The organism is Acidovorax sp. Root70 (assembly GCF_001428225.1).
In the GTDB taxonomy this organism is placed as follows: Bacteria; Pseudomonadota; Gammaproteobacteria; order Burkholderiales; family Burkholderiaceae_C; genus Acidovorax.
Map to the genome: position 1 here is coordinate 311,948 of NZ_LMHQ01000027.1, position 9,301 is coordinate 321,248.

General features: G+C 66.2%; 8 protein-coding genes and 1 other annotated feature. Of the genes, 4 read left to right on the forward strand and 4 right to left on the reverse strand.

Features of this window, described 5'->3' with window-relative positions:
- Window positions 1-121: 121 nt before the first annotated feature.
- Window positions 122-1,279: a diguanylate cyclase gene (locus ASD94_RS14615; protein ID WP_056644100.1), complete on the forward strand. Its 1,158-nt coding sequence runs from the start codon at window positions 122-124 to the stop codon at window positions 1,277-1,279.
- Here the strand turns inward: ASD94_RS14615 and ASD94_RS14620 are convergent.
- Entirely contained in the window at window positions 1,263-1,832 is a 570-nt protein-coding gene (locus ASD94_RS14620; protein ID WP_056644102.1) for a DUF3617 domain-containing protein, read from the reverse strand. The two genes, ASD94_RS14615 and ASD94_RS14620, sit on opposite strands and share 17 nt — an antisense overlap.
- Window positions 1,833-1,991: 159 nt before the next feature.
- Window positions 1,992-3,281: an acyl-CoA dehydrogenase family protein gene (locus ASD94_RS14625; RefSeq protein WP_056644104.1), complete on the reverse strand. Its 1,290-nt coding sequence runs from the start codon at window positions 3,279-3,281 to the stop codon at window positions 1,992-1,994.
- A 208-nt stretch (window positions 3,282-3,489) separates the two neighbouring features.
- Between ASD94_RS14625 and ASD94_RS14630 the strand changes: the two genes are divergently transcribed.
- Window positions 3,490-4,260: an SOS response-associated peptidase gene (locus ASD94_RS14630; protein WP_056644105.1), complete on the forward strand. Its 771-nt coding sequence runs from the start codon at window positions 3,490-3,492 to the stop codon at window positions 4,258-4,260.
- Between the two features lie 42 nt (window positions 4,261-4,302).
- Here ASD94_RS14630 and ASD94_RS14635 read toward each other — a convergent pair whose 3' ends face one another.
- Complete coding sequence (locus ASD94_RS14635; RefSeq protein ID WP_082576888.1) at window positions 4,303-5,562, reverse strand: branched-chain amino acid ABC transporter substrate-binding protein; 1,260 nt, start codon at window positions 5,560-5,562, stop codon at window positions 4,303-4,305.
- 83 nt (window positions 5,563-5,645) lie between these two features.
- Window positions 5,646-7,286 (reverse strand): long-chain-fatty-acid--CoA ligase, encoded by a 1,641-nt coding sequence (locus ASD94_RS14640; RefSeq protein WP_056644107.1) that lies wholly within the window; start codon window positions 7,284-7,286, stop codon window positions 5,646-5,648.
- 628 nt (window positions 7,287-7,914) lie between these two features.
- Here ASD94_RS14640 and ASD94_RS24190 point away from each other — a divergent pair.
- Window positions 7,915-8,043, forward strand: a complete 129-nt coding sequence (locus ASD94_RS24190; protein ID WP_255357447.1) for a hypothetical protein — start codon at window positions 7,915-7,917, stop codon at window positions 8,041-8,043.
- Window positions 8,015-9,246 (forward strand): IS3 family transposase gene (locus ASD94_RS23305; protein WP_156391439.1). Its coding sequence is split into 2 segments (ribosomal slippage): window positions 8,015-8,303 and window positions 8,303-9,246, totalling 1,233 coding nucleotides; the frame shifts between segments, so codons are not numbered across the junction. Before ASD94_RS24190 ends, ASD94_RS23305 begins: the two co-directional genes overlap by 29 nt.
- Window positions 8,293-8,409, forward strand: a sequence feature (AL1L pseudoknot). (Overlaps the previous gene by 117 nt.)
- Window positions 9,247-9,301: the final 55 nt, after the last annotated feature.

A 9,301-nucleotide genomic window follows, 5' to 3' on the forward strand; every position in this document is an offset into this window, starting at 1 on the left:
GGCTGTACGCATGGCACTACCTCGCCGTAAAATTCCCGACTGGCCGGTAACCCCTCCCCCTGGGTTGTCGCCCCCCGCCCGCGCACCGCGCGGCCCTCCCTCCTGGCCGGAGCCCCCCACCTTGCGCCCACACGCCCGCTGGCAGCGCCTCAAGGATGTGATCCTCTCCACCGACCCCCGGCGGCGCACGCTGGTGGGCATGGCCTTGCTGGCGCTCACGCTGATGGTCGGCAGCGCCGGCGTGATGCTGCTGGTGGCACACGCCGGCACCGCCGTGGACAAGACCGCCGTGCAATGGTGGGCCACCCTGTCGGTGGGCGGCCTGGTGGTGATGACGGCCTTCATCCGCTCGGGCGAAACCGCCCGCCTGCGCGACCCCTCGCTCACCATCCCGCAGATGGTCTGGACCATCACCAGCGGCGCCGTGGCCTATGTGCTGGCGGGCGATGCGCGCGGGCTGGTGCCCAGCGTGCTGGCCATGATCCTGTTCTTTGGCACCTTCGGCCTCACGGTGGCCGAGGTGATTGGCATCGGCATCTACGCACTGCTGGCGTTTGCCTGCGCCATCGGCGCCAGCTCGCGCTTCAACGCCAACGCCTCGGGCTACCTCGATACCGCCTACGCACTGATGGTGCTCATCGTGCTCAGTGGCTGCATTGCACTGAACCTGCGCATCCAGCGCATCCGCGCCAAGCTGCAGCAGCAGCGCGAGGCGCTGGCCCATGCGCTCGAAGTCAACCGCGAGCTGGCCACCCGCGACGAGCTCACCGGCCTCATCAACCGCCGCGCCATGCTGGACCTGATGGCGCTGGAGCACCGCCGCGGCCTGCGCAGCGGCCGCCCGATGCTGCTGGCGCAGCTGGACATCGACCACTTCAAGCCCATCAACGACCAGCACGGCCACGCCACCGGCGACCGCGCACTGCAAGCCTTTGCGGGCACGGTGCGTGCCAGCGTGCGCGACACCGATGTGCTGGCCCGCTGGGGCGGCGAGGAGTTTGTGCTGATGCTCACCGACACCTCGGCAGACCACGCGCGCGAGTTGCTCGAACGCATCCGCCAGGCCGTGCAGGCGCTGGAGATTGCCCACAGCACCGGCACGCTGCATCTGACGGTGTCCATTGGCCTCGCACAGCACCTGCCGGGCGACACGGTGGAGCACACGCTGGAACGCGCAGACCAAGCGCTGTACCGCGCCAAGGCCCTGGGCCGCAACCGCGTGGTGGTGGCGCCCGCCGCCCACCGCGCAGCGCCGGCAGGGGTCAACGTGCGGACTTGAGCGTGCCGCAGTCGGCCGCGAGCCACTTGCCGTTCTGCACCATGTCGATCTGCTCGGGCTTGCCGTTGGACGTGGTCTTGACCTTGAAATTGCCCGTGTAGGCCGTGGGGCCCTGGAAGGTCATCGTGCCCTCGCCCGTGGTGGGCGGCTGGCCCTGGGCGCCCTTGCAGCTGAACGTCATGGCCACCGCGTTGGGGCCCGTGCGTTGCACGTTCTGCGTGCAGCCTTCCTGGGCAGGAATGCGGTCCAGGTCGGCCTGCTCGGGGCTGATGCAGACCTTCACAGTATTGCCGCTGGGGCCCATGCTCACACCCTGCTGGGCCATGGCCTGCTCCATCTGCTTGCGCTGTGCGGGCGTGAGGCTGGCCATGGACTTCTGCATCTGCGCCATCGCGGCCTCCAGCTGGCCGCTCTGGCTTTTCATGGTCACGCTGTTCTCCCACAGGCCGGGCCGCAGCTTCTGCGCCTGGGCGTGGGCGGTGGCCCACAGCCCGGGCCCGAGCACGGTGGCGGAGAGGACAACGGCGAGAGCGCGGGGGATGGGGGTGTGCATGGTGGTGGGGCCTCGGTGCAAGCGGCAGAGCCGACAGTATCGACACACCGGCCTTTGCTGCCAAGTACCAAGTACCAAGTACCAAGTGCACGGTGGAAGGTGGGAAGCAGCGGCTGTGGCCCGCGCGCACGGGCACGCGGTCTCCGTGGGTCTCCGTCCTCAGGCGCTCAGGTGCGGCGACGCGCGCAGCTGTTCGGGGGTGGTGAAGTAGGCTGCCGATGCCCCCAGGCCCGCGCGCGCCTGCGCCAGCTCGTGCCGCGCCACGGTGCGCAGGTGCACCTCGTCGGGCCCGTCCATCAGCCGCAGCGCGCGGCCCCAGGTCCAGAAGGCGGCCAGCGGCGTGTCGGGCGACAGGCCCATGGCGCCAAAGATCTGCATGGCACGGTCCACCACACGCTGCTGCAGGCGCGCGGCCACCACCTTGATGGCGGCGACCTGGGCGCGCACGGCGCGCGCGTCGACAGCGCCGCCCTGGTCCAGCAGCCAGGCCGCATGCAGCACCAGCAGGCGCGCCTGGTCAATCTCAATGCGCGACTCGGCCAGCCATTCCTGCACATTGGCCTGCTCGGCCAGCGGCTTGCCGAACGCGGTGCGCTCCAGCGCGCGCTCAGTGGCCAGGCGCAGCGCCAGCTCGCACTGGCCGATGGTGCGCATGCAGTGGTGCACACGGCCCGGCCCTAGGCGCGCCTGCGCCATCGCAAAGCCCGCGCCCCAGTCGCCCAGCAGGTGGTCCGCAGGCACACGCACACCCTGCAGCAGGATCTCGCAATGCCCCTCCGGCGCGTGGTGGTGCAGCACGGAGATGTTGCGCACGATCTGCACGCCCGCCGTGTCCACGGGCACCAGCACCATGCTGTGGCGGTGGTGGCCGTCTTCACTGTCGGCATCTGCGTTGCGGCACAGCACGATGAGCAGCTGGCAGTGCGGGTGCGCCGCGCCGGTGATGAACCACTTGCGGCCGCTGAGCACCAGGTCATCGCCCTCGCGCCGCACCGTGGTCTGCAGGTTGGTGGGGTCGGACGAGGCCACATCGGGCTCGCTCATCGCAAAGGCCGAGCGCATCTGGCCGTTCAGCAGCGGCACCAGCCAGCGGGTGCGCTGGGCGGGCGTGGCAAAGCGGTGCAGCAGCTCGATGTTGCCGGTGTCCGGCGCGTGGCAGTTGAACACCTCGGCCGCCCAGGGCAGGCGGCCCATGGCCTCGGCCAGCGGCGCATAGTCAAGGTTGGACAGGCGCGTGCCGGGCTCGTCATCCCGCAGCGTGGGCAGGAACAGGTTCCACAAACCTTCCTCGCGCGCCAGTGCCTTGAGGTCTTCCAGAAACGGCGGCGGGTAGTCGCCCGCCGCCACGGCTGCGTGCCAGGCGGCGTTGTAGGGCAGCAGATAGCGGTCCATGAAAGCCAGCAGGCGATCACGCAGTTCAAGGGCCAGGGGGGAGAGTGCGAAGTCCATGCAGCCATTGTGAAAACAGCGCCAGTACACGTCACAACGCAGGCGACAACGGGCTTGACGCACATCACGGCCTGCCTGGGTGCCTTCCGTGACGGCGCCTCAATTGCTATGCTATTGATAGCTATTAAGGCATATTGCACTGGCACTACCAGCCCCTTTTGCTTGAAGCATGGCCTGACACCGCCCGCCACACAGGTACCATGGCCCCATGAGCACCCATTACGAAACCCTGCAGCACGCCGACACCTACCGCGAGGCGTTTGCGGTGGAGCCCCCTGCGGCGCTGGGTGAACGCCACCTGTGGCCCCGCAAGCCGGGCTTTTTCATCGTGCATACAGCAACGGCGGCCGCCCTGGCCCAAGGGCCGGCCAGCACGGCCGGTGCGGTTGAAGAAGCCGCGCTGACAGCGGCTTCAGACACCCCGAGCGACGCCGCCCCCACCCGCGTGCTGGTGCCCGCGCAGTGGGGCCTGGTGCCGCACTGGGTCAAGTCGGCATCCGACGCCAAGCTGCGCGCGCCCAAGCTGGTCAACGCCAAGTCCGACCTGGCCTCCACCGGCACCGCGTTCCGCGACGCGTGGCTGAACGGCCAGCGCTGCATCGTGCCGATGGTGGCGTTTTTTGAAGACGACCTGCGCAACGGCAAGGCCGTGCCCACCCGCGTGGCACGGGTGGACGGTAAACCCATGGGCGTGGCGGGCCTGTGGGCGCGCTGGCAGGGCGCTGAGGGCGAGGTCATCATCAGCTACTGCCTGCTCACGGTGAACGCCAACAACCACGCGCTGTTGCACCGCTACGGCCAGCCCGGCAGCGAAAAAAGCATGCCCGCCATCCTGAACGAAGGCGCCTACGACGCCTGGCTCACGGCCCGGCCCGACAAGGCCAAGGAGTTCATGCGCCAGTACGCGGCGCAGTCGCTGCTGGCCAACCCGGTGGAGAAGAAGGCGGACAAGGTGCCGCCCAAGGGGTGGCTGGACTGAAGACAGTCCCCGCCACCCGCCGGAGGCCTGGCCTGTGCCCGCTCAGGACGGCCGCTTCATCTGGCAGGACGTGGGCTGGGCGCTGATGTAGTTGTCCCAGGCCACTTCGGAGCGGAAGCCGTAGCCGGTCTTCTCCGCGTCGTACTTCACGCCCTTGCTGCCCTGCTTGGCCCAGATGCCCAGGTACAGCGGCGCTTCAAGCTGGTGGTCGGTCTTGCGCATGCGCACCTCGCCCATGGGGCTCTTGTAGGTCATGCTTTCCAGCGCGAATGCGACCTTCTTGGCATCGGTGGACTGGGCCTTGCGCATCGCCTCGCGCAGCATGTGCATGCTGTTCCAGTGCGCGGCAAACACAAAGTCCTCGCCCGTCTTCTTCTTGTAGTCCACGTAGATCTTTTCCAGCTCGGGGGTGGGCGCGTTGTGCACCCAGTTCCAGATCACCCCGACCTTGCCTTCACCCCAGGGCCCGATCTGCGCGGGTGTGCCGGGGTTGTTGGCGTTGAGCGTGAAGTAGTTGATGTTCAGGCCGTAGTCGCGCGAGGACTTGAACAGCAGCGTGAGGTCGCTGCCCCAGTTGGAGGTGATGACGGTGTCGGCCTTGGTCGCGGCGATCTTGGCCACATACGAGGCGAAGTCGCGCGTCTGCGCGATGGGGATGAAGTCATCGCCCACGATCTCGATGTCGGGCCGCTTGCGGGCCAGGTATTCCTTGGCGGCCTTGGAGACCTGGCGGCCGTGGGTGTAGTCCTGGTTGAGCAGGTACACGCGCTTCACATCCTTGCGGCCCTGCAGGTAGGTGGTCAGCGCCTCCATCTTCATCTCGCTCGATGGATAGAAGCGGAAGTGCCAGAAGCTGCAGCGGTCGTTGGTGAGCTGCGGGTCCATGGCGGCGTAGTTCAGGTACACCGTCGCGCGCTCGGGGTCGCGCTCGGCGAGCTTGTTGAGCGCATCCACCAGCGCCAGCGCCACGCCCGAGCCGCCGCCCTGGGTGATGTAGCGCACGCCCCGGTCGGTGGCGGCCTTGAGCGCGTTCAGGCTCTCCTGCGGCGTGCCCTTGTTGTCGAAGTCCATCACCTCGAACTTGGGCTCGTTGGGCCCGGCCTTGGCGTTGACCTGCGCCACCACCTCACGCAGCTGGTTGAGCGAGCTTTGGCCGGTGAGCGCAAACGGGCCGGACAGCAGGTCGATGAAGCCGATCTTCACCGTCTCGGCCGCCCCGATGTGCGTCGCCATCACCAGCGCTGCGGCGCATGTGCCGACCTTCAACCAATGGCGTGGCCATTTCCTGGGAACCATGTTCATGTGTGTCTCCGTGGGGTGGGTGAGTGGGAACGAGAGGAAAGCCGAAAAGTCAATAAGCCGAAAACCGTCAGCGCGTGGCGATGTCATTCGCCGCCGAACACCGCGCCATGGCGCTGCCGCAGCTCGTTTTTCTGGACCTTGCCGGTGCCGCCCAGCGGCAGGCTGTCAACAAACAGCACATCATCAGGCAGCCACCACTTGGCAACCCGCTGTGCGAGGAAGTCCAGGATCTGCGCCTTGTCCAGCGACTGGCCGGGCTTGCGCACGATGAAGAGCAGCGGGCGCTCGTCCCACTTGGGGTGCTTGACGCCGATGACCGCCGCCATGGCCACCGCCGGGTGCGCCACGGCGGCGTTCTCCAGGTCGATGGAGCTGATCCACTCGCCGCCCGACTTGATCACGTCCTTGGTGCGGTCGCGGATCTGCACCACGCCCTGCGGGTTGATGGTGGCGATGTCGCCCGTGGGGAACCAGCCATCGACCAGCGCCGAGCGCTCGGCCTTGTGGTACCGGTCCACGATCCACTGGCCGCGCACCATCAGCTCGCCCTGCGCCACGCCGTCGCGCGGCAGGCTGGCGCCGTTTTCATCCACCAGCTTGAGCTCGATGCCGAACACCGACTTGCCCTGCTTGGCGACCAGTGCGTGGCGGTCCTCGGGCGGCAGCTCGGTATCACCCGCGCCCAGCACGCTCATGGTGGCGATGGCGGTGGTCTCGGTCATGCCCCAGCCGTGGCGCACCTCCACGTCGTACACGTCGTTGAACTTGGCGATCAGCGCCTTGGGCATGGCCGAGCCGCCCACGCCCGTGCGCCGCATGGTGATAAAGCGCAGCCCGTGCTGCTCCACATGCTGGATCAGGCCCATCCAGATCGTGGGCACGCCCGCGCTGACAGTGACGCGCTCGGTCTCCATCAGCTCGTACAGGCTGGCCGCATCCAGGCGCGGGCCGGGCAGCACCAGCTTGGCGCCGCCAATCAGCGCCGCATAGGGCAGGCACCAGGCGTTGATGTGGAACATGGGCACCACGGGCAGGATGGTCTCCCGCGCGCTGATGCTGAGCACGCCCGGCATGCAGGCCGACAGGGCGCTGAGCACCAGCGCCCGGTGCGAATACAGCACGCCCTTGGGGTTGCCGGTGGTGCCCGACGTGTAGCACAGCGCTGCGCCGGATTTTTCCTCGCACACGGGCCAGGCGAAGCGGTCGTTCTGGCTGGCTACCAGCGTCTCGTACGCCTCGACCCCGCTGACGCCCTGCAGGTCCATCGTGCCCAGCGTGTCGGCATCACACAGCGCCACCCAGTGCCTTACGCGGGGGCACGACGCCGCAATGGCGCGCACCAGGGGTGCGAAGGTGGTGTCGAACAGCACCACCTCGTCGTCGGCGTGGTTGACGATGTAGGCCAGCTGCTCGGGGTGCAGGCGCGGGTTGCAGGTGTGCATGACCATGCCACTGCCCGACACGGCGTAGTACGCCTCCAGATGGCGGTGGTTGTTCCAGGCCAGCGACCCCACCACGCTGCCGGGGCGCAGGCCCAGCGCCTGCAGCGCATTGGCCAGCTGCCGGGCCCGCTGGGCCATGTCGGCAAAGCGGTAGCGGTGCAGGCGGCCATCAGTGTCGCGCGAGACGATCTGCTGATCGCCGTACTGGTTCTCGCCATGTTCAAGGATGGCCGAAACCAGTAAGGGCCGGTCCATCATGCTGCCGGGCTGGTGCTGCTGCATTGCCGTTGTCTCCTAGGGATGTGCGCCTTGCTGCATCGCGGCATCCATAGGGTGCCGGTGCAGAGCCCTCTTTACCGGGGCGGACACATCGTCGCAAACAACGCGGGGCGGGCTTGTCGTTTGCGCGACTCAGACAGCCAATGAAGGCCGCGCCAGCGGAATACAGACGGCGAAGTGATCGTGAGCTGGCATCTGCTCATGGAGAGTGCGGACCCTCACGCCTTGCAGCATCGCTAAGGTCCGCCCGAGCAGCGAGAAGTAAATACCGCTTACCTTGTGAACGAAGTACTCCATGACAGGCCAGTGCCCTCAAACCCAGGTTGCAACCCACTTTCGGGAGCAATTGGTGTCCAGAATGTCCCGCATGGTCCAGTTTGTTTCGCAAGGTTCGCGGGATACATTACGTTGGGTCACCCGTACAACACGCAGGAAGGCTCAGATGAAAAATCCGTATGGGAGCGATGGTCGCCTACAGGATGTTCTGTCGTTGATCCAAGTGCTTGCCTACTCACCAAAGACTCGACGAACCGACCAAGGCCTACAGGCCGAACTAAAGCGCTCACCCGCAAATAGCAATTTGAATCGCCCCGGGTTTCGCGGAGGCTCAACACTCTGAGAGGATTGAGCCATGAAGAAGACAAACAAGTTCTCGCCTGAGGTGCGTGAGCGCGCCGTGTTTGAATCGCCCCGGGTTTCGCGGAGGCTCAACACTCTGAGAGGATTGAGCCATGAAGAAGACAAACAAGTTCTCGCCTGAGGTGCGTGAGCGCGCCGTTAGGATGGTGCGAGAGCAGCGTGGGGAGTACCCATCGCTGTGGGCTGCCATTGAATCCATAGCCCCCAAGATTGGTTGTGTGCCCCAAACATTAAACGAATGGGTCAAGCGCGCTGAGGTCGATGCAGGCGTGCGCGAAGGCGTCGCGACCAGCGAAGCGCAGCGAATGAAGGAGCTGGAGCGTGAGGTCAAGGAACTGCGCCGAGCCAACGAGATACTGAAACTGGCCAGCGCGTTTTTCGCCCAGGCGGAGCTCGACCGCCGACTGAAGTCTTGAGAGCCTTCATCGACAAGCATCGCGATACGTTCGGGGTCGAGCCGGTCTGCAAGGTACTGCAGGTTGCCCCATCAGCGTATCGACGGCATGTCGCACTGCTGCGTGCCCCTCACAAGCGCTGTGCACGGGCTCGCCGAGATGATGTGCTGGTCCCTGAGATACAACGCGTCTGGCGGGCAAACATGCAGGTCTATGGCGTAGAGAAGGTCTGGCGGCAGTTGGCCCGCGAGGGCGTTGTCGTAGCTCGCTGCACAGTCGAACGGCTGATGCGCAAGCTGGGTCTGCGTGGTGTGATGCGCGGCAAGGTCGTACGCACCACCGTCGGCGATGCGAAGGCACCATGCCCGTTGGACCGGGTTAATCGACAGTTCCGTGCCGAGCGGCCCAACCAGTTGTGGGTCAGCGACTTCACGTACGTCTCGACCTGGCAGGGCTRGCTGTACGTGGCCTTCGTCATCGATGTATTTGCCAGACGCATCGTCGGCTGGCGGGTGAGTAGTTCGATGCGCACCGACTTCGTGCTCGATGCGCTGGAGCAAGCGCTATACGCCCGGCAGCCCGAACGCGATGGAAGCCTAATCTGTCACTCCGACAGGGGCTCGCAGTACGTCAGCATTCGCTACACCGAGCGGCTGGGCGAAGCGGGCATCGAGCCGTCGGTGGGCAGCAAGGGCGACAGCTATGACAACGCCCTGGCCGAGACCATCAACGGTCTCTACAAGGCCGAGCTCATCCATCGCCGAGCGCCTTGGAAGACGAAGGAGGCTGTGGAGTTCGCGACGCTCGAATGGGTGTCCTGGTTCAACCACCATCGCCTGCTCGAACCGATCGGGTACATCCCGCCAGCAGAAGCCGAGGCAAACTACTACCGGCAACTCGCCAGTCAGGCCATTGTGGAAGTGGGCTGACTTAAACCAAACAGCCTCCGCAGAAGCCGGGGCGATTCAATTCGTGGATCGAACA

Coding starts and splice junctions, on each gene's coding strand:
- ASD94_RS14630 (WP_056644105.1), top strand. CDS start 3,490: ATGAGCACCCATTACGAAACCCTGCAGCACGCCGACACCTACCGCGAG.
- ASD94_RS14635 (WP_082576888.1), bottom strand. CDS start 5,562: ATGAACATGGTTCCCAGGAAATGGCCACGCCATTGGTTGAAGGTCGGC.
- ASD94_RS14640 (WP_056644107.1), bottom strand. CDS start 7,286: ATGCAGCAGCACCAGCCCGGCAGCATGATGGACCGGCCCTTACTGGTT.
- ASD94_RS14625 (WP_056644104.1), bottom strand. CDS start 3,281: ATGGACTTCGCACTCTCCCCCCTGGCCCTTGAACTGCGTGATCGCCTG.
- ASD94_RS24190 (WP_255357447.1), top strand. CDS start 7,915: ATGAAGAAGACAAACAAGTTCTCGCCTGAGGTGCGTGAGCGCGCCGTG.
- ASD94_RS14620 (WP_056644102.1), bottom strand. CDS start 1,832: ATGCACACCCCCATCCCCCGCGCTCTCGCCGTTGTCCTCTCCGCCACC.